The sequence below is a fragment of the Burkholderia anthina genome (assembly GCF_001547525.1).
Classification (GTDB): Bacteria; Pseudomonadota; Gammaproteobacteria; order Burkholderiales; family Burkholderiaceae; genus Burkholderia; species Burkholderia semiarida.
This window is the reverse complement of the sequence record NZ_CM003768.1, coordinates 3,087,837-3,107,343: the sequence shown is the minus strand read 5'-3', so window position 1 is coordinate 3,107,343 and position 19,507 is coordinate 3,087,837. Positions and strand designations below refer to the sequence as shown.

At 66.5% G+C, this 19,507-nt stretch carries 17 protein-coding genes; 9 read left to right on the top strand and 8 right to left on the bottom strand.

The window, feature by feature from the left end:
• Positions 1 to 117 precede the first annotated feature (117 nt).
• From waaF to WS64_RS14160, 4 genes are all read left to right on the top strand, one after another.
• The gene (waaF, locus tag WS64_RS14175; RefSeq protein WP_059578574.1) at positions 118 to 1,155 is read left to right on the top strand and encodes a lipopolysaccharide heptosyltransferase II; all 1,038 of its coding nucleotides are present in this window, start codon (positions 118 to 120) and stop codon (positions 1,153 to 1,155) included.
• 115 nt (positions 1,156 to 1,270) lie between these two features.
• Positions 1,271 to 1,717, top strand: a complete 447-nt coding sequence (locus WS64_RS14170; RefSeq protein WP_006477934.1) for a nuclear transport factor 2 family protein — start codon at positions 1,271 to 1,273, stop codon at positions 1,715 to 1,717.
• A gap of 33 nt (positions 1,718 to 1,750) precedes the next feature.
• Positions 1,751 to 2,788, top strand: a complete 1,038-nt coding sequence (locus WS64_RS14165) for a hydrolase (protein WP_060966707.1) — start codon at positions 1,751 to 1,753, stop codon at positions 2,786 to 2,788.
• Positions 2,781 to 3,368 (top strand): DUF2946 family protein, encoded by a 588-nt coding sequence (locus tag WS64_RS14160; protein ID WP_060966706.1) that lies wholly within the window; start codon positions 2,781 to 2,783, stop codon positions 3,366 to 3,368. Before WS64_RS14165 ends, WS64_RS14160 begins: the two co-directional genes overlap by 8 nt.
• Positions 3,369 to 3,407: 39 nt before the next feature.
• Here WS64_RS14160 and WS64_RS14155 read toward each other — a convergent pair whose 3' ends face one another.
• On the bottom strand, positions 3,408 to 5,102 hold the full coding sequence (locus tag WS64_RS14155; RefSeq protein ID WP_060011305.1) for a M48 family metalloprotease: 1,695 nt from the start codon (positions 5,100 to 5,102) through the stop codon (positions 3,408 to 3,410).
• A gap of 271 nt (positions 5,103 to 5,373) precedes the next feature.
• Between WS64_RS14155 and moaC the strand changes: the two genes are divergently transcribed.
• The 5 genes from moaC (at position 5,374) to WS64_RS14130 (ending at position 12,262) form a co-directional block, all read left to right on the top strand.
• The gene (gene moaC, locus WS64_RS14150; protein WP_059643063.1) at positions 5,374 to 5,862 is read left to right on the top strand and encodes a cyclic pyranopterin monophosphate synthase MoaC; all 489 of its coding nucleotides are present in this window, start codon (positions 5,374 to 5,376) and stop codon (positions 5,860 to 5,862) included.
• 120 nt (positions 5,863 to 5,982) lie between these two features.
• The gene (locus WS64_RS14145; RefSeq protein ID WP_060966705.1) at positions 5,983 to 8,670 is read left to right on the top strand and encodes a type VI secretion system Vgr family protein; all 2,688 of its coding nucleotides are present in this window, start codon (positions 5,983 to 5,985) and stop codon (positions 8,668 to 8,670) included.
• Positions 8,663 to 9,568 carry a hypothetical protein gene (locus tag WS64_RS14140; RefSeq protein ID WP_060966704.1) on the top strand — a complete coding sequence of 302 codons (906 nt, stop codon included), beginning with the start codon at positions 8,663 to 8,665 and terminating at the stop codon, positions 9,566 to 9,568. Before WS64_RS14145 ends, WS64_RS14140 begins: the two co-directional genes overlap by 8 nt.
• Position 9,569: 1 nt before the next feature.
• Positions 9,570 to 10,805, top strand: a complete 1,236-nt coding sequence (locus tag WS64_RS14135; RefSeq protein ID WP_244166554.1) for a WD40/YVTN/BNR-like repeat-containing protein — start codon at positions 9,570 to 9,572, stop codon at positions 10,803 to 10,805.
• Positions 10,806 to 11,113: 308 nt separating this feature from the next.
• The gene (locus tag WS64_RS14130; RefSeq protein ID WP_060966703.1) at positions 11,114 to 12,262 is read left to right on the top strand and encodes a beta propeller repeat protein; all 1,149 of its coding nucleotides are present in this window, start codon (positions 11,114 to 11,116) and stop codon (positions 12,260 to 12,262) included.
• Between the two features lie 29 nt (positions 12,263 to 12,291).
• Here the strand turns inward: WS64_RS14130 and WS64_RS14125 are convergent, their stop codons facing one another.
• The 7 genes from WS64_RS14125 to WS64_RS14095 form a co-directional block, all read right to left on the bottom strand.
• Positions 12,292 to 12,642 (bottom strand): TonB family protein, encoded by a 351-nt coding sequence (locus WS64_RS14125; protein WP_060966702.1) that lies wholly within the window; start codon positions 12,640 to 12,642, stop codon positions 12,292 to 12,294.
• A 453-nt stretch (positions 12,643 to 13,095) separates the two neighbouring features.
• Positions 13,096 to 14,874 (bottom strand): PglL family O-oligosaccharyltransferase, encoded by a 1,779-nt coding sequence (locus WS64_RS14120; RefSeq protein ID WP_060966701.1) that lies wholly within the window; start codon positions 14,872 to 14,874, stop codon positions 13,096 to 13,098.
• 155 nt (positions 14,875 to 15,029) lie between these two features.
• Complete coding sequence (locus tag WS64_RS14115; protein WP_059643043.1) at positions 15,030 to 15,626, bottom strand: pilin; 597 nt, start codon at positions 15,624 to 15,626, stop codon at positions 15,030 to 15,032.
• A 95-nt stretch (positions 15,627 to 15,721) separates the two neighbouring features.
• On the bottom strand, positions 15,722 to 16,426 hold the full coding sequence (locus tag WS64_RS14110) for a TerC family protein (RefSeq protein WP_059578598.1): 705 nt from the start codon (positions 16,424 to 16,426) through the stop codon (positions 15,722 to 15,724).
• Between the two features lie 157 nt (positions 16,427 to 16,583).
• Entirely contained in the window at positions 16,584 to 17,465 is an 882-nt protein-coding gene (sucD, locus tag WS64_RS14105) for a succinate--CoA ligase subunit alpha (protein ID WP_006477916.1), read from the bottom strand.
• A gap of 69 nt (positions 17,466 to 17,534) precedes the next feature.
• A complete protein-coding gene (sucC, locus tag WS64_RS14100) occupies positions 17,535 to 18,701 on the bottom strand; it encodes an ADP-forming succinate--CoA ligase subunit beta (protein ID WP_006477915.1) in 1,167 nt (388 codons plus the stop codon).
• Between the two features lie 68 nt (positions 18,702 to 18,769).
• Entirely contained in the window at positions 18,770 to 19,378 is a 609-nt protein-coding gene (locus tag WS64_RS14095; protein ID WP_060315087.1) for a DUF2889 domain-containing protein, read from the bottom strand.
• Positions 19,379 to 19,507 lie beyond the last annotated feature (129 nt).

The following is a 19,507-nucleotide window of genomic DNA, read 5'->3' as shown; positions in this document are numbered from 1 at the left end:
CCCGCCGACCCGCAAGGCGGCGCAGCCGGACGCCCGGCGCGCCGCCCTTTCCCATTCTGGCAACCCGAACGCGGCGCCCGCGCGCCGTGCTTCATTACGACATCGGAAGTCGACCTGATGCGTCGAGCGCTGGTTATCGCACCGAACTGGATCGGTGACGCATTGATGGCGCAGCCGCTTTTTGCGCTGCTGAAGAAACTCCATCCCCGCATCGCGATCGATGCCGTCGCACCGTCGTGGGTCGCGCCCGTGCTCGAGCGGATGCCCGAGATCCACGATGTCCACGCGACCGATCTCGCGCACGGCAAGCTGCAGCTGCTGCGCCGCTGGCAGCTCGCGAGCGACCTGCGCGACGTCGGCTACGACGCGGCGTACGTGCTGCCGAATTCGCTGAAGTCCGCGGTGATCCCGTGGCTCGCGAACATCCCGCTGCGGATCGGCTATACGGGCGAGCACCGCTACGGGCTGCTGAACGTGCGGCACGCGAACCCCGACAAATCGGGCGAGCGGCCGCCGATGACGACGCACTACGCGGCGCTCGCGTACGCGCCGGGCGCGAAGCTGCCCGAGTCGATGAAAACCCTGCCCGCGCCGCGCCTCGACGCCGACCTGAACGAGACGGCGCGCGTGTCCGCACGTTTCAATCTCGATACACGCAAGCCGCTCGTCGTGTTCTGCCCGGGCGCCGAATACGGCCCGGCCAAGCGCTGGCCGCCCGAGCACTTCGCGTCGCTCGCGACCATCGTCCATCAATCGTTCCCGTATACGCAGATCGTCGCGCTCGGCTCGCAGAAGGACGCCGCGGCCGCGCAGGCGATCGCCGACCACGCGCCGAACGTGCGCAACCTGTGCGGGCAGACGTCGTTGTCCGAGGCGTGCGCGCTGATCGCGCGCGCGAACGCCGTCGTCACCAACGATTCGGGGCTGATGCACGTCGCGGCCGCGTTGCGCCGGCCGCTCGTCGCGTTGTACGGATCGACCGATCCGCGCCATACCCCTCCGCTGTCGGACCTGGCGAAGGTACAATGGTTACATCTCGAATGCAGTCCCTGCTTCGAACGCGAGTGCCCGCTCGGCCACCTGAAGTGCCTGCGCGAACTCGGTCCCGAGCAGGTATTCGGCGATTTGCGCGGCATGCTCGTCGGGCAGCGCTGACCCTGGCCGGCAGCGTCGCACGGCGCGCCGGGCAATCCGATTCACCGGTGTGCGGCGGCTCCATCCGGGCCGCCGCGCTGAATACGGCGCGCGACGCGCGCGAGAGACAACCCCGATGCCACGTTTTGCCCGCCTCTTCGAAGCCGCTGCCGATACGCTGAACGCCTACTACCAGGCCGTCGCGGATGCCAATCTCGACGCGCTGCTGGCGTTGTGGATCGACGAGGATTTCGCCAGCTGCGTATGGGCGGACGGCGAGCATCTGCACGGCCTCGACCAGATCCGCGGCGGGCTCGCCAACCGGCTCGCGACGCGCCCGGTCACGATCGAGCCGCTCGACATCCGCGTGTACGACAGCCTCGGCACGGTCGTCTATACGATCGCCGAAGCGCATCAGCAGGCCGACCTGACGGCCGAACCCGACATGGTTTTCGCGACGTACGTGATGATCCACGAACGTGGCGAGTGGCGGATCGCGCACATCCACGCGAGCCCGATTCCCGAACAGGCGGCCGGACAATTCGCCGCGAAGATCCGTCACGGGCAGGGTCCGCTGCACTGACGAAAAACGAAGCAACGCATTAGCGGGGCGATCATGAGTACGGCTTCTCCGCCCACCTCGCCGCTGACCGGGGCCCCGGCCCCCGCCGACGACACACTGCGCTATCGCGCACCGCGCTGGCTACCCAACAGCCATGTGCAAACCATCGTGCCCGCGCTGTTCGCGCGGCGTCCGGTTGTCGCCTACCGGCGAGAGCGATGGGAAACGCCCGATCACGACTTCATCGATCTCGACTGGGTCGCGCACCTCGACAGCGCGGCGCCGGCGCCCGACGCGCCGCTGTTCGTGCTGTTCCACGGCCTCGAAGGCAGCTCCGGCTCGCACTACGCGCTCGCGATGATGGCCGCCGCGCGCGCGAAGGGCTGGCACGCCGTCGTCCCGCACTTTCGCAGTTGCAGTGGCGAGATCAACCGCCAGCCGCGCTTCTACCATCTCGCGGACAGCGCCGAGGTCGACTGGATCCTGCGCCGGCTCGCCGGGCAGCATCGCGGGCCGCTGGTCGCGGCCGGCGTATCGCTCGGCGGCAACGTGCTGCTGCGCTGGCTCGGCGAGCATCGCAGCGACACGTCGATCGTGCGCGCCGCCGCCGCGATCTCGACGCCGATCGACGTGCACGCGGGCGGCCGCGCGCTGTCGCAGGGGTTCGCGATGGTCTACACGCGCAGCTTCCTGAAGACGCTGAAACGCAAGGGACTCGCGAAGCTCGAGCAGTATCCGGGGCTGTTCGACCGCGATGCGATGCTGCGGGCCGTGACGATGCGCGACTTCGACGAAGTCGTGACCGCACCGCTGCACGGCTTCGCGAACGCGGACGACTACTGGACACAGGCCACGACCCGCCCGCTGCTGCGCGCGATCGACGTGCCCACGCTGCTCCTCAACGCGCGCAACGATCCGTTCCTGCCCGAGTCCGCGCTGCCGGGCGCCGCCGACGTGTCGCAGGCCGTCGAGCTCGACCAGCCCGCGCACGGCGGCCATGCGGGCTTCATGACCGGCCCGTTCCCCGGCCGCCTCGACTGGCTGTCGGCGCGGGTGTTCGGCTATTGCTCGAAATTCGTCGACCATGGATGACATCGTCAGGCAGGCGCTCGCCAAATGGCCGAACGTGCCGCATTGCACCGGCTGGCTGCTGCTCGACCGGCGCGGCACATGGCGGCTGCGCGACGACGCGGCGCAGGCGGCCGGCGAGCTCGGCTCGCCGGTCCGGCATGCGGCGCTGAACGCGTTCATCGGCCGCAACTACGCATGCGACGCGCAGGGCCAGTGGTTCTTCCAGAACGGGCCGCAGCGCGTATACGTCGAACTCGCCTATACGCCGTGGATCGTGCGGCTCGCCGAACGCGACGGGCAGCTCGCGCTCACCGACCAGACGGGCGCCCCGTTCGAACCGGACGCAGCCTGGCTCGACGACGGCGGCGGCGTGCTGTTTCGCGAGGCCGGCACACCCCCGCGCATCGCGGCGCTGCACGACCACGATCTCGGGCTATTCGCCGATCACGCGGATTTCGATGCCGAGCCGCCCGTGCTGCGCTGGCGCGACGGCCGCACGCTGCCGCTCGGCAGCATCGCCTGCGCCGACGTGCCCGCGCGGTTCGGCTACGTCGCGAGCCCGGCGCGCCACGCACGCGACGCCGCCGGCAGCGGCAACTGACCCGCCCCGGCGCCGTCGGCGTTCGCCCCGTGGCGGCCGCTATCCGCGGCCGTTCTTCTCGTCGTCGCGCTCTTCCTTGTAGCGCGCCTCGAATTCCAGCAGCCGCGCGCCGATGATCGACTGCTCGTAGAACGACACGTCTTTCGCGTCGCGCGCTTCCTTCAGTTGCCGGATCGCCGACGGCCACGCGCCGTCGAGCGCCAGTTTCTCCGCCAGCGCCCGGCGCCGCGCGAGCACGTCGCCCTTGCCGTCGCTCGCCTTCGCGAGGTAATCCCACCAGTCCGGCTGTTCGGGGTCGGCCTTCGCCTGCGCCCGGGCGAGCGTCTGCGCTTCGGCGAAACGGCGCGCGGCGAGCAGCGCCTGCAGGTGCGCGACGATCGCCGCGTGCGACGCCGGCCAGCGCCGCTGCGCGAGCGCCGAGAGCCGCACCGCGTCGTCGGTGCGGCCCGCGCGGCGGGCGATGTCGGCGGCCAGCACGTCGAGGCTCGGCGAACTCGTCGCCGGATCGTCGTCGCGCCGCTCGCGCGCGTCGAACGCGCCGCGCGCCGACGCGAGCGCCTTGTCCGCCGTGTCGTACTGGCCGAGCAGCGTGTTCGCGAGCGCGATGCCGTACCAGTTCGCCGCGACGTTCGGCGCGGTGCGATCGTCGATCTCGAGCTGCATCCGCCGCGCCTCGGCCGAGATGTCGGTCGGCGCCCGGTTCTGCAGCACGCGAAGACGCGCACGCACGAACCCGTATTCGGCCGACTGGCGCGGCTGCCGGTACGGCGCGCGGCGCGCGCGATCTTCCATGTCGGCAATCCGCTCGCCGGTCAGCGGGTGCGTGCGCGCATAGGCCGGCACGCCCGCATCGCCCATCGACGCGCGGTCGAGCCGCTCGAAGAAGCCCGGCATCCCGTACGGGTCGTAGCCGGCGCCTGCGAGCAGCTGGAAGCCGACGCGATCGGCCTCCCGCTCGGCCGACCGCGAGAAGCGCAACTGGTTGTCGACCGCATACGCCTGCCCGCCCATCGCGATCGCGCTGCCGAGATCGCCGCTGCGCGCGAGCACGCCGGCCAGCACGCCGAGCAGCATCGTCGCGAGCGCCGTGTAGCCGGTCTTCTCGTTCGCGCCGATCATCCGGGCGATGTGCCGCTGCAGCACGTGGCCCATCTCGTGGCCGACCACCGATGCGAGCTCCGATTCCGTCTGCGTCGTCACCACCAGCCCGCTGTTGATCCCGATGAAGCCGCCCGGCATCGAGAACGCGTTGATCTGCGGATCGCGTACCGCGAACAGGTCGAAGTCCGGCGTGTAGCCGCCGATGTAGCGCGCGGCCGCCGCGGCCGCGAGCCGCGCCGCCATCGCGTTCAGGTAGTCGCGCACGAGCCAGTCGTCGAGATAGTCGGGATCGCGCCGCACTTCGCGCATCACGCGCTCGCCGAGCCGGCGCTCGGCTCGCGGCGTCAGCGAACCGCCGGAGCCATCGCCGAGATCGGGCAGCTCCAGTGCACGCAGCGGCGCGCGCAAGCTCGCGACGGGCGCCGACGCACCGGCCGCGCCCGAGAATCGGCTCTCCGCGCCGCCGTATGTACCGAACACGCCGGTCGCGATGCCGGACGGCACGGTGGAAATCGACGTCCCGCCGCCAGCCGCCGGCTCGAGCGGTGGCGCGGATGCGCTCTGAGCATGGCCGCCCGGCGGCAGCGCGAGCGCCGCCGACAGCGACACGGCAAGCAACTGTTTGACACGCATGGCAGGATGAAAACGACGCCGTCCCGCGCGAGCGGCGCGCATCGCGGCGTTTGGTCTGAATATTCGGGTCATTGTACCGGCGCCGCGACGACTGTCCCGTGCCGCGCGAGCGTCATCTGCGCCCCCGGCGACGCAGACGCCGCTGCTATGATAGGCGCCCGTCGCGAGGCTGGATCGGTTCGCCGCGTCGGCATGGGTTCCGGTACCCGGCCGATCGTGAAGCAGCGATCGACGGACGTGCGCGCGCACTCCGTTCTCACAAGAGGAAGACATGTCAGGACTCACCCATTTCGATGCCGCCGGCCATGCGCACATGGTCGACGTCGGCGACAAGCAGGAAACCCGGCGCATCGCGATCGCGCGGGGCACGATCCGGATGCTGCCGGCCACGTTCGCGCTGATCCGCGACGGCAAGGCGAAGAAAGGCGACGTGCTCGGCGTCGCGCGCATCGCGGCGATCCAGGGTGCCAAACGCACGGCCGACCTCATCCCGCTGTGCCACCCGCTCGCGCTCACGCGCGTGGCCGTCGACTTCGAACTCGACGACGCGCTGCCGGCCGTGCATTGCGTCGTGCAGGTCGAGACGTTCGGCCGGACCGGCGTCGAGATGGAAGCGCTGACGGCCGTCCAGGTCGGGCTGCTGACCGTCTACGACATGTGCAAGGCCGTCGATCGCGGAATGGTGATCACCGACGTGAGCGTGCGGGAGAAACGCGGCGGGAAGTCGGGGGATTGGAAGGCGGAAGACGCGGCGGGCTGAACGGCCGGGCGCGGCCGGCCCGCAAATTCGAGATAAAACCGTTTATCTCATACAATTACCGGATTCCGCACGAGAGAGCGTGCGAACCAGCAAAACAGCACAACAAAGCGAGCCCTGGTGATGAATTCGCAAGCGTCAAGAAGCGCGTTGCTGGCCGGACCGGTCCAGCACCAGCGCCTCGTCAAGCTGGATACCCCGCTCGGCCCTGACGTCCTGTTGCCGCAGCGGGTCACGGGCCGGTCGCGGCTCGGACGCCATTTCGAGTTCACCGTCGATACCGTGTCGGTATCCGACGACGTCGAACTCAAGAAACTGATCGCGCAGCCGGTCACGCTGTGGATCCAGCAGGCCGACCAATCGTACGCGCCACACCACGGCTACGTGCATGCGGTCCGCCGGCTCGGATCGGACAGCGGCCTCACGCACTATCAGGTCGTTTTTGCGTCGTTCCTGCACTTCCTGAAGTTCCGCCGCGATCAGCGCATCTGGCAGGACCGGTCGGCAGACGACATCATCGCCGACGTGCTGAACCAGCACCCGCAGGCCAAGGGCCGCTTCACGTTCAAGCTCTACCAGCCGCTGCCGTCGCGCTCGTTCTGCATGCAATACGAGGACGACTGGAATTTCGTCCATCGCCTGATGGAATCGGAAGGCCTGTACGGTTTCTGGGAACAGGACGACGACGGCAAGTCGCACCGGCTCGTCATCGTCGATCGCCTCGATGCATTGCCCGCGCTGTCGCCGCGAACCGTGCGCTTTCATCACGCGGGCGCGGGCGACGAAGCCGACACGCTCGTCCAGTTCGCCGGTACGCGCACGCTGCGAAGCGTCGCGCGCACTACCCGCACGTTCGACTACAAGCAGCCGCCCACCGCGTCGAATCCGAAGGCCACTCACACGCCGACGATCGCGAACCAGGGCGACCTGCCGGGGCAACTCGAAGTCTACGAATACACGGGTGCTTACACGTATCCCGAACAGTCGCGCGGCGACCATCTGTCGAAGATCTGGATGGAGGAACAGGAATCGCACGCCAAGCGCTTTCACGGTGTCGGCGGCGTGCGACGCATGGATGCGGGACGCACGTTCGAGTTCGCCGATCATCCCGAACACGACAAGGACGATGCCGGTCAACGCGAATTCGCCGTGATCGAGACGACGTGGGTCATCGTCAACAACCTGCCCGTGGCCGACGAGTCGGCCGTTTTCCCGCACAGCCTGCAGGCCGAGATCGGCCGCCTCATGCAGGCAACCGATACCGACCTGTCGCGCGTGCGTCATCCCGACGGAAGCGAGGGCTTCTTTCAGATCCGCATCGAAGCGCAGCGCACGACGGTGCCGTTCCGCAGCCCGTTCGAGCATGCGAAGCCGCCGATGCACCTGCAGTCGGCGATCGTCGTCGCCCCGCAGGGCGAAGAGGTTCACACGGACGAGCTCAACCGGGTCAAGGTCCGATTCCACTGGGACCGCGTGAACGACGGCGACGAAAAGGCGTCGTGCTGGCTGCGCGCCACGGCGTCGGATTCGGGCAACGGCTACGGTGCCGTTCACCCGCACCGCAGTGGCGAGGAAGTGCTGGTCGACTTCGTCGGCGGCGACTGCGATCGACCGATCATCGTCGGCAAGGTGTACAACGGCGCGACGCGTCCGCAATGGCACAGCAACGGGCTCCTGTCCGGATACCGGTCAAAGGAATATGCGGGCGCCGGCTACAACCAGCTGGTGCTCGACGACGCGACCGCACAGAACCGCGTGCACCTGTACAGCAGCCAGGCCAACACGCACCTGCACCTCGGCTACCTGATCGACCACACGGGCAATAACCGCGGCAGCTATCTCGGCAGCGGCTTCGACCTGCGTTCCGACGCATACGGCGCGGTGCGCGCGAACCGCGGGCTGTATGTGACGACGCATCCGAAGCAGGCGGCAAGCCAGCCGCTCGACGTTCAGGAAACGCAACAGCAGCTCGTCCGGGCGGAAGGCCTGATGGAGGCGATGTCGGAGATCAGTACGCAGCATCAGGCGGCGTCGCTCGACGCCGGCCACACGGCGCTGAAGCAGTTCAGCGATGCGACGCAGCACAGCGTGAGCGGCAGCAGCGCCGGCGGCAGGACCGCAGGAGGCGGAACCGGCTCGGCCAATGCGTTCAAGGAGCCCGTGATGCTGTTCGGCAGCCCGGCCGGCATCGGGCTGTCCACGCAGCAATCCGCGCAATTTGCCGCGGACCAGCACATCAACCTCGTCAGCGGGCAAAGCACGCACGTCGCCGCCGGCAAATCGCTGATCGCCAGTGTCCTCGACCGGATCAGCCTGTTCGCGCAGAACGCGGGGATGAAGCTGTTCGCCGGCAAGGGCAAGGTCGAAGTGCAGGCGCAGGCGGACAACATCGAGCTGACCGCGCAGAAGGCGCTGAAGCTGCTCGCCGTCACGCAATCGGTCGAAGGCGCCGCGGCGAAGGAGATCCTGCTGACGTCCGGCGGCGCTTATATCCGCATCGCGGACGGCAACATCGAGGTGCACGCGCCCGGCAAGATCGACATCAAGGGCGCGCAGCATGCGTTCAGCGGCCCCACCCACCTGTCGCAAACGATGCCGACGCTGCCGAACTCCAGCGGCAACTACGACCAGGCGTTCATCGCGCACTGGGCCGGCACCGACATTCCGGTCGCGAACACGCGGTACCAGATGTTCTCGAACGGCAAGCTGATCTCGGAGGGCGTCACCAACGCGGCCGGCGAGACGGGGCTCACGCAGAGCCACGTGCCGCACGACGTCGTCGTCAAGTTTCTGGGGAAATCGAATGGCTGACGGACAACAGGACAAGGTGCTCGGGACAGGTGCGGCGATGCTCACCCCGACGGGATACCAGGATCGGCCGAAGGTGCAGATCAACATCTGCGACAAGCATGTGACGCCGGCGGCGGATTCCATTATTGGAACCTGTCCGTACTACTACCGGCCACTGCATGGCGAATACTGGGAAACGGTCGAAAAGGTCAGCACGTCGAGTATTTGGGCGACCGTCAAGAAATTCGCGACGTCATGGGATCCGTGGAAAGACACGAAAGTTGCCCGTGACCTGCTGCATCGGCGGGAGAACCTGATACAAGCCGAAAGCACCGATTCCGACTGGTCCCGCCACGGCAATTTCATGATGCGTCATATCGGGTGCGGGCATAAGCCGCCGGGATATTACGTGAGTTACGGTTACTACTACTGCTCGAATTACGGTAAATACCTGCTTCCGCAATTGAGCGACAAGGGCAAGGCGTGGCTTGCGAGCGCACGCTGGTTCCTGCAGCATTACCTGGAACAAGGTTTGCAGCAGAACATGCGCGGCGACACCATTTCGATCCGGGGCAAGAAGCCGAACAGCGGAAGCTGCTCGATGAACGTGCCGCAGTACTCGCTCGAACTGGACGACGACACCTTCAAGACATACGCGTTCAAGACCCACCCTCTCGCCTATCTCGACGGCGGTCTGGCCGGGCTCGGGCCTGTCGACATGTACTATATCCTCAAGCAACCTAACGCCCAGGAATGGGGCGATGTGAGGACGTTCTCCCAGGCGTTCGACAGTGGTGTCGGCGTAGGCAAGCAATACGTCGACAATACCGTGGAATATGCAAAAAAGGCCGGTGATGCCGTCAACGAACATGTCATCGACCCTGTTGCACAGGCAATCGAAAAACTGATGCCGAAATGAAATGACGAAAAAATCCGTGAAGCTGTCGCTGGTTGCGGCAGTCGTGCTCACTGTCTTGATTGTCGGGTTCTCATATATGTCGAATGACTGGCAGGTCGTTTCCAACACTTTCATGAAGAACAGCAAGCCATACGGCGGCGGCGACTTCGTGATATCGGGAAACGAGGCGATCACGCTGAAGATCAGCGATCCTGAAATCACGTTCAAGCCTTACGCGGAATGGAGGGACAAGGAAAAAGCGGAGCCGGCCGAAGCCTGGATGAACGACAGTCGCGAAACGCTGAACCGGACGTCGGTCGAATTCTGGCGCGGCCCGGTAAACGGCGACATGACGCGCCATTTCAAGCAGGTGGGCCAGACCGCCGCGTGGTGGCACGCCAAGGACTGGACGGTCGAATTCATCAGCACCGGCTGGATGGACTACAAGTCGCCTCAGCCTGCCGATGGACTGACGCCGCAAGTGACCAAGCTCTGGAAGTCGTCCAACGGCGGACGCGACTGGGTGCAGCTCGCGTGGCCCGAAGACCGGAACATCGGCCGCCTGCTGTTTCTTGATCCGCGGCGCGGTTATGCGATCGGTTGGGGCCCGCACGTGTGGCGCACGTCCGACGGTGGTCAGTCGTGGCGGGAAATCGCACTGCCACCGGGTGCCGCGGAATCCGGCAAACCCCGCCGCACCTTTGACGGCATCGACCTTGGCCCGGACGGTACCTTGCGCGTGGCATACCACGTCGGGAAAACCGAGCAAGCTTCCGCCGGAAGCGTTGTCTATCGGCTCGGCTGGGAACAATCCGAGTTCGCGCTGGATGCCGTTTTGCCCGAACAGGTGGTCGTCAACCTGTCCTCGTCTCCAACCGCGTCGAATCGCTATGCGCTTTACGCGCTGTCGCGCCTCGGTGAACCGCGCAATTCCGGCGATCCCGCCGACAAAGGACAACGCGTCGGCGTCATTTCTACCTGGACGAACAGTGCACCCGAGCAGGTTCAGCAGTTGCATACGTTCGACGACAGACTGACGCTCGATAGCCTCAGCGTCGGCCGGGACGGATTGCTGCTCGTCTACGCAACCGACTCCAGCCGCAACGGCACACCGCTCGATCTCACGTTCGTCAGCAGCGACGCGGGAAAGACCTGGAGCTCGAGCAGGGAGAAACTGACTCAGGGCGGATATTTCGATGCCCAAACGAACACGCTGTATTCACTGGTCGCCTATACGCTCAAGAAGCGGCAGTTCTGACCGTTCCGATGCGATGACCGCGGGGCTCCCGTCGCGATTCGGGCGTCGGCTCCGCAGCCTGCGGCCGATCCGAAATGACCGAGCAATGCGGGGCCCGGCCGCACGATCGCGACGCGACGCGACGCCCGCCCGAGCCGTCAGATACCGGTCCTGCCGAGTCGGTCATGTCTCGGGGTAACCGCCTATCCAATGAGATGCAAACACATACTCGCCGGATAGGGTTCGTCGTCAGCCTCGCCGTCCTGGCCGTGGCGACATTCAGTTATATCCGCCTCACGACGGATCGGGAGACGATTTCGACACACTTCATGCGGGACGACACGCCATACGGCGGCAACAGTTTCCGCATCAAGGGCAATGACGTGATGAGCGTCAAGCTCGCCAATCCCGTAGTAACGTTCAAGCCTCGGCCCGAATCGAACGAGCCGCAGCGGCCCGAGCCGACCGAAGCATGGATGAACGACACCGGCGAGTTGCTGAACCGCATGACGATCAGCTTCTTCCGCGGCACAATCGACGGCGGGATGAAACGCCAATTCCAAAAGGTCGGCCAGAATGCCGCCTGGTGGTACTCGCCAGACTGGATCGTTCAGTTCATCAGCACGTCATGGATGAACTACAAGGCTCCCGAGGCGCAAGGCGGCGACGCGCCACAAACCACCAAGCTGTGGAAATCGACCGATGGCGGCCAGACCTGGTCGCAACTTCGATGGCCCGCCAGCCAGAACATCGGCCGCCTGCTCTTTCTCGATCCGCAGCGCGGCTACGCGGCCGGCTGGGGCCCCCGCATATGGCGGACTTCGGACGGCGGAAACACGTGGCAAGCGGTCGACGTGCCGGCCGATGCACACGTCGGAAGCGAAACGCGCCAGGATTTCAATGAAATCAGCCTCGGCCCGGACGGGGTTCTGCGGATCGCCTACGCTGTCGCACAGACTGCCGACGCACCGGCTCACAGCGTGGTCGCCCGGCTCGACTGGGGGCGGCACGCATTCGTGACGGATACCGTGCTGCCAGGCCAGGTCATCACTGCGCTCGACACCACGCCGACCACACCGGAATCGGGATCACGTTATTCGGTGTACATACTGTCGCGTCTCGACAAGTCGCAAAACGGAGAGGCTCACGACAATGGCCGCCGGACGGGCGCCATTTCCACGTGGACGACCGACCATCCCGAGGCCGTGCAGCAACTGCGCACGTTCGACGAGAAGCTCACGCTCAACGGTATGAGCGTCGGTCGCGACGGCCTCCTGCTCGTTTACGCAACCGATCCGAACTCCGGAAGCGGCGGTACCGGCGGCGGCGCCCCGATCGACCTGACGTTCAGCAGCACCGACGCCGGCAAGTCCTGGAATAAAACGATCGACAAGACCGCACATGGCGCCTACTTCGACGCGCAGACCAACACGCTGTACTGGCTGCACGGCCATACGCTCAAGAAGCGAACCTTCTGAGCGCGCGCCGTCTGCCACGGTGCCCCGCCTCACTGGCCACGTGACGGCTCGAACACGAACGGTTGCGTGAGCAGGAACGGATTCGCCGTCGCGCCCGTCTGCGTGCAACTCGCGTGCGTCATCGCCTCGACGGCCGCGCGATCGGCCGCCGCGTTGCGGCTGCTCGTCGTCACGGTCACGTTCTGCGCTTCGCCGGACGTCGTCATCAATGCGCGCACCAGCACGGTCGCCTGGCGCGTGAGCGGCTTCGCGGTATCCGGATAGACCGCGCGCGGAATGTGGCAGGTCAGCTTGCTTTCCTGCGACGACGTCAGCATCGCGCAGCCGGAAAACAGCATCGCGACGGCGGGCAGGGTCAGGTAGGTCGAGCGGATAGCCATGGTCGAATATCGTTGTTGAGTACTGGTCTGGGCACGCGCGCCGCGCGACGGAAGCCTTCCCCGGCCGCGCCGCGTGTGTCGCACCGCGCCGCAGCCATCGGACCGGCGCCCCGTTACGGCCGCACGGCCGAGCGACGCTCGACCGCGATCCTGTTCGGTGGAATGTCCCGGATAGCCGCGGGCGTTTTCTACGCTCGCACCGGTTAGCCCCGCGCCGCATTCATGCGAGCGCTTTCGCGCATTGTGCACGCGCCACCCGGTCAACGGCGGCGATTTGACAATGGTTGACGCGAATCGCCGCCCATTCGAGCGGACTCCACGCCATCCGCGATGTAATCGATACCCGACCAGCGTGGCGCGTTGCGCGTGCACCGGGCCGCGGGGCCCGACGTCGCTCCGCCTTCATCGCAACCGATAGACGCCGGCATTCCCCGTGCCGGCACGCGCAGCGCGTCAATCCGAATCTTCGTCGTCCGAGTCGTCGCCCGCGTCGGCCGGCGCCTCCCCGTACTTCGCGGCCAGCGCGGCCCGGAACGTCTTCAGCGCCGGCTCGTCATCGCACAGCTTGTACAACGCGGCCAACTGTTGCGGCCAGTCCTTCAATTCCTTTGCAAACACATGCAGGCGCGCGACGGTATCGAGCGCGTCGGCTTCGCGGCCGGCCAGCGCCTGCAGCACCGCGTAGCGGCGCAGTACCGTCTCGCCCGGCAGCAGCGCGATCGCGCGCTCGTGCGCGGCGAGCTTGAACGGCAGGTTCTCCGACGAAATGGTGAGCAGCGTCGCCGCACCGTAATCGCCCCACGCGCCGAACAGCCGCGACGGCGCATCGCGATACTGCGCGGCCGGGCTGCTGCCGTAATAGAGCACTTCCGCGCGCTGGTAGTCACGCAGCACCGGCACGGCCGCCAGCACGCCGCCGAACGACAGCAGCGCGAACAGCCCGAATGCCGCGCCCCCCGGCAGGATGCGCAGCGGCTTCACGTCGAGCAGCCCGATCACGAACATCGCCGGCAGCAGGAAGAACATGTATTGCTGCGGATACTCGACCAGCGCGTGCATCAGCAGGATGCCGATCAGCGCGAAACCGAACACGCGCATGCTCGACTGCGGCGCCCGCACCGCGCGCACGAACCACGCGACGAGCGTGACGGCGAGCACGCCGAGGCCGACCAGACCAGACTTCGCGAGCAGATCGATGAAGATGTCGTGCGAGTTGTTCGCGATCTCGACGCCGCCGAGCGTGCGCGCGAGCGCAAACTGGTGCGACGGGAATTCGCCCCAGCCGACCCCGAGCAGCGGATGCTCGCGGAACATCGCGAGCCCGTACTTCCACAGCGCGAGGCGCGGCGCGATCTGCCCGGCGTCGCGCATCCGGTCGGCTGCCGACTCCGCGAGATTCAGGTGGTAGTGCACGTTGGCCCAGCGCACCGCGACGTTGACCGCGATGAATGCGACGGCGAGCACGACCGGGATCAGCCACGCACGCGCATTGCCCTGCGTGCGGCGCGATTCGACCCACGCCATCCAGAACCCCGCGACGACCATCACCGCGACCTGCAGCCATGGCCCGCGCGACACCGTCAGCGCGAGGCCGGCCGACAGCACGATCGACAGCGCGAGCCATGCCCACACCGCGAGCCGGCGCGTCTGCACCAGATACAGCGCGCCGGCCATCGCGAACGCGATATAGCTGGCCAGATGGTTCGCCTGCGCCATGTTGCCGTACGGACGGCGGTCGACCGCGATGTTGTACACCACGACGAACGGCGAGACGGCCGACTCGAGGTGGAACAACTGCACGATCTGCGTGCCGACCGCGAACACGCCGCCGACGAGCAGCGCACCGGCCATCATCCGCGACACGGTTTCCGCGATCCCGTCGCACGCGAGCGCGTAGCCGGCCTGCATCGCGACGAGCGCGGCGGCCAGATAACCGAGCGCCAGCCAGTTCATCGACGGCACCTTGAGCGGGATCAGCGCCAGTTGCGCGATCAGCACCACCGCGAAACCAATCGGCACGACGAACGCAGCCGGCGCGGCGAACGGCTTGACCGGCCGGCCCGTGCGCGCGAGCAGCACGACCGATACGCCCAGCAGCAGATACAGCACGAGCGCGGAAAACTCGGAATAGAAGGTCGGGATCGGATACGTGTGATTCGTGATCGCATACGGCACGATCAGGGCGACAGCCAGCGCAACGAGCGACAACGAACGGGAAAAAGTAGAAGGCATGAGCGAACCGGGTGTCAGCAACCGGCGCACTATACAAAACTTTCCCCGCTCTGTGCGGCGCACGCGCGATGAACCGCGGCGCGTCCGCCGCCGCATCGGACACGCGGCGGCCGGCTTTGCGCACGGGCCGCCGCCCTTCCATACCGGCGGCGGCGCTACGCACGGCACTCCGCGGGCGCATATTTCGCGGGCAGCGTCGCGGCGTTACCCGGCAACGGCCCCGCTCCCGGCGCGGGCAGCGACGATGCGTCCTTGCCGGCGGCGAAACATTCCCACGCGATCGCGCCCGCCTGTATCGCCCCCTTTTTGAGCGGTACGCGCGCGGTGGGCGCATCGGCCTTGTCCGGCGCCGACGGCACGAGCACCAGCGTATTCGCGCCGGCCGCGGCGACGCGGGGGGTAAACGCGACCGTGATCTGGCCGGTGGCGCCGTCGATCGCAACCGATTCGACGTTGCGGGTCGCGGCAGGCGGGCTGTAGCCGCCGTCGAGGCTCGCGCCGCTCGCCGCGTTGTCGGCGACCGCGAGCCGCGCCGACGACGCGAGCGCAAGGCCCTCGCCGACGCGCGACCGCGCGAGGTAATCCTGGTACGCGGGAATTGCATAGGCGGCGACGACGCCGACGATCGCCAGCACGATCATCAGTTCGATCAGCGTGAAGCCGGCCGGCCGCCAGCGCGGCGACGGCCGGTTCGCGCGCCGCAGGTCGGCGGCAACGCGACGAAACAGGGAAACGGAAAAAGCTTCGAACATGACAGGCTCCGGAAACGAAAAACGCCTGCCGATACAGGCAGGCGTCTCGATCGTAGCCAGCGGGCCGCGAAGCCGACAGTCGGCCGGATGGCCAGTCAGGGCGCGTGCGTCACGCCGCGGCGCTTCCTGAGCGCGTAACCGATCGCCACGACGAACAGCGCGCCGGCGATGCTCGCGCCATAGACCACCGACGGCGAATCGAGCACCGGCCAGCGGTCGCCGACCGGGTCGTTCACGATCAGCCCGCCCGCGATCCAGCCGAGCAGCCCCGCGCCAAGCGCCACGACGACCGGGAAACGGTCGAGCAGCTTCAGCACCAGCGTGCTGCCCCACACGATGATCGGCACGCTGACGACGAGCCCGAAGATCACGAGCGCGAGCCGGTGCGACGGGTCGGCCTGCTCGGCCGCGCCGGCGATCGCGATCACGTTGTCGAGGCTCATGACCGCATCGGCGATCACGATCGTCTTCACGGCATCCCACAGCCGGTCGGCCGGTTTGATGTTGTCGTGCGCGTCGGCGGCCGGCGCCATCAGTTTGATGCCGATCCACAGCAGCAACAGCCCGCCGCCGAATTTCAGGAACGGTACGTCGAGCAGCGCGACCGCGAACGTGATCAGCGCGACACGCAGCAGGATCGCCCCCGCGGTGCCCCAGACGACGCCGCGCAGCCGCTGGTTCGCCGGCAGGTTGCGGCACGCAAGCGCGATCACGACCGCGTTGTCGCCGCCGAGCAGGATATCGATGATGACGATCTGGAGAATGGCGCCCCAGTGCAGCGAGGTCAGGAATTCGAGCATGGAGGTGAGGAAAGGACAACGGCCGCCTCGCGGGCGACCCGGTTCATCGCCGGCACATGCATGACGCATGCCCGGTGCTTACGAATTCATTGCGGGAGCATAACAAAAAACGCCGGCGAAGCCGGCGTTTTCTGCAGGACGAGCCCAACGGAAACAATTACAGCGCCTTCTTCAGCAGACGGCCCATTTCCGACGGGTTGCGCGTGACGGTGATGCCGCACGCTTCCATGATTTCCAGCTTCGCTTCGGCCGTATCCGCACCGCCCGAGATCAGCGCGCCGGCGTGGCCCATGCGCTTGCCCGGAGGCGCCGTGACGCCCGCGATGAAGCCGACGACCGGCTTCTTCATGTTGTCCTTGATCCACTCGGCGGCATTGGCTTCGTCCGGACCGCCGATTTCGCCGATCATCACGACCGCATCCGTATCCGGATCGTCGTTGAACATCTTCATCACGTCGATGTGCTTCAGGCCGTTGATCGGGTCGCCGCCGATACCGACTGCCGACGACTGGCCGAGGCCGAGTGCCGTCAGCTGGGCGACCGCTTCGTACGTCAGCGTGCCCGAACGCGACACGACGCCGATGCGGCCCTTGCGGTGGATGTGACCCGGCATGATGCCGATCTTCAGCTCGTCCGGCGTGATCGTGCCCGGGCAGTTCGGCCCGAGCAGCAGCGTCTTGCGGCCTTCGCGACGCATGCGGTCCTTCACTTCGATCATGTCGCGCACGGGGATGCCTTCCGTGATGCAGATCGCGAGATCGAGGTCGGCTTCGACCGCTTCCCAGATCGCAGCGGCCGCGCCTGCCGGCGGCACGTAGATGACCGACACGGTCGCGCCGGTTTCCGCCTTCGCTTCCTTGACGCTCGCGTAGATCGGAATGCCTTCGAAATCTTCGCCGGCCTTCTTCGGGTTCACGCCCGCGACGAATGCTTCGCGGCCGTTTGCGTATTCACGGCAGGCGCGCGTATGGAACTGACCGGTCTTGCCGGTAATGCCCTGCGTGATGACCTTCGTGTCCTTGTTGATCAGAATCGACATGTATTTTGACCTCTGTTCGATGGGCGTCGCGTGCAAGCCGCGCCGCCCTACGTGTTCATTAGCGCGTGCTTACTTGCCTGCGGCAGCCGCGACGACCTTCTGCGCGGCTTCTTCCATGCTGTCGGCCGAGATGATCGGCAGGCCCGAATCGGCCAGCATCTTCTTGCCGAGGTCCTCGTTCGTGCCCTTCATGCGCACGACGAGCGGCACGTTCAGGTTCACGGCCTTCGAACCGGCGATCACGCCTTCCGCGATCACGTCGCAGCGCATGATGCCGCCGAAGATGTTCACGAGGATTGCCTTCAGGTCCGGGTTCTTCAGCATCAGCTTGAACGCTTCCGTGACCTTCTCGGTGGTCGCGCCACCGCCGACGTCCAGGAAGTTCGCCGGCTCGCCGCCGAACAGCTTGATGGTGTCCATCGTCGCCATCGCGAGGCCCGCGCCGTTCACGAGGCAGCCGATGTTGCCGTCGAGCGAGATGTACGCGAGGTCGAACTTCGACGCTTCGATTTCAGCCGGATCTTCTTCGTCCAGATCGCGGTACGCGACGATTTCCGGGTGACGGAACAGCGCGTTCGAGTCGAAGTTGAACTTCGCGTCGAGTGCGGTGACCTTGCCGTCGCCGGAGACGTTCAGCGGGTTGATTTCAGCCAGCGATGCGTCGGTTTCCCAGAATGCCTTGTACAGGCCTTGCAGGATCGCGCGCGCTTGCGGAATCGACGCGGCCGGCACGCCGATCTTCGCGGCGAGGTCGTCGGCCTGCGCGTCCAGCAGGCCCGTCGACGGCTCGACGATGACCTTGTGGATCAGTTCCGGGTGCTTTTCGGCGACTTCCTCGATGTCCATGCCGCCTTCGCTCGAACCCATCAGCACGATCTTCTGCGAGATGCGGTCGACGACGAGGCTGACATACAGTTCCTGCTTGATGTCGGCGCCTTCCTCGATCATCAGACGGTTGACCTTCTGGCCTTCCGGGCCCGTCTGGTGCGTGACGAGCTGCATGCCGAGGATCTGGTTCGCGTATTCGCGCACCTGTTCGATCGACTTCGCCACCTTCACGCCGCCGCCCTTGCCACGGCCGCCCGCGTGAATCTGAGCCTTCACGACCCATACCGGGCCGCCGAGCTCTTCCGCCACCTTGACGGCCTCGTCAACCGAGAACGCCGGCTTGCCGCGCGGTACCGCGACTCCGAATTTCCGCAGGATTTCCTTACCCTGGTACTCGTGAATCTTCATGCGTGATTCCCTTCAGTCTGAGAGTTGGATGAAAAGTCGCTTAAGACGCTTCTTCGAATGATTTCCGTTCATTCCTTCGTGCTGCCTTCACCGGGCAGATCCGGCCGAATCGGGCCGTACCAGCGCGGGTAGTACTGCCGTACGACCTCGCCGTCGAATCGCAGCGCCCGGCAGCGGCCGAGCTGGAAAGGCGGTTCGGCGTGCGCGCCGTCATGATCCGGCCCTTCGCCGCCCTCCTCGCGCACGTTCCACACATCACCGGCGAACGCCTGGATCGCGGCCGTCGGCAGCACGGCGCACAGTTCGGTGAGATGGGAACAGCCGGCGACGCCGGCGAGCAGCCGGTTCGCGTTGCGGCGGAAATTGCGGAAGAGGTTGAGCCCGATGAGGGCCCGATAGGCGGGAGAAGCGGATTGACAGTGACCGGGATAGGGAACCCATTCCGAAGACGCTTCGGCGTCGACGACATTGAGGTCACGATCGATGGTCACGCGTAGCCAGAGTTCGTGGATCGGCAGGCCCTGGGGCCGGATGCCCGACGCAAGCGCGACATCGCGCGGCTTGTGGTCGGTCAGGCAGGCTTCGATGTCCCACAAGCCGTCGCCGCGCTCGTAGGCTTCCGCTCGGATTGCGCGTCGATGTCGCAACTGACGGGGCACGGGCTCGGATAGCGGCATGCTGGAGGTTGAGGCCGAAGAGGAAAACCCGTGGATTTTAGCATATTGGGTATTTGAGACATCCGGCCTCGACGGCGGGTATTCCCGCCTGTCCGGAAGCGGTTGCGATGCAGCAAAATCGCGCGCCCC